General features: G+C 48.7%; 1 protein-coding gene. It reads right to left on the reverse strand.

Annotation, left to right across the window (positions count from 1 at the left end):
- Positions 1-288 precede the first annotated feature (288 nt).
- Positions 289-465, reverse strand: a complete 177-nt coding sequence (locus tag HBO12_RS28185; protein WP_082631594.1) for a con-10 family general stress protein — start codon at positions 463-465, stop codon at positions 289-291.
- Positions 466-711: the final 246 nt, after the last annotated feature.

Raw genomic sequence — 711 nt, forward strand, 5'->3', positions numbered from 1 at the left:
CTTCGATTGTGCTGGAAACGTGCACTTAGGCGCGTGAGTCAAGCTGCACGGTTATAAGTGCCTTTCACACAAGGGTGGCGTTTTAGATGCACTTATCGTGGCTTCGGCTTGTTCAGCAAGTTGCTGATGTTCGTAACACGCAGACGTATTAGAACGCAGGCCAGTCCTTGCTTTAGTTTGCACTTCTACAATCGGCCTGCGAGCTGGCTCGCCGCGCTGATTATCAATGGACGCACGCATGATGAATGCCCTTTGTTAACGAACGGAACAGCGGTACTGCCCGTGTGGTCAGGACTTACGTCCACCACCATGACTGTTCTGGCCGCCTTTACGCCCGGCTTCCGAGGCTTTCTCGCGGTCGTTGGCGAAGTTGCCGCCAGAGGCCTGTCCACCTTTCTTTCCCGCCTGTGATGCTTTTTCGCAATCATTGGCAAAGTTTCCAGGGTTTTTATTGCTCGTCGTCATAACAATACTCCCAGTTTTGAAATGTCGTTTCGCTAGTTGCCCGTTTATGCAACGGACATCTTTTCTGATAGGGGCAAGTGCGCAGATGTTTTGAAATTTTTTAAAAAGGGCGATGAACGGTAGAGTGGTAGATGAAACTTGTACAACTAGGCTCAAGAAGTGCCTCTTCGTATAAGTTTTGTCGCGTCGATTGATATTGAATTAATGGCGACCTTAACGATTGGTTTAGCATTCAATACCCTGTTT

Source organism: Pseudomonas sp. WS 5059, from assembly GCF_012985525.1.
Lineage (GTDB): Bacteria > Pseudomonadota > Gammaproteobacteria > Pseudomonadales > Pseudomonadaceae > Aquipseudomonas.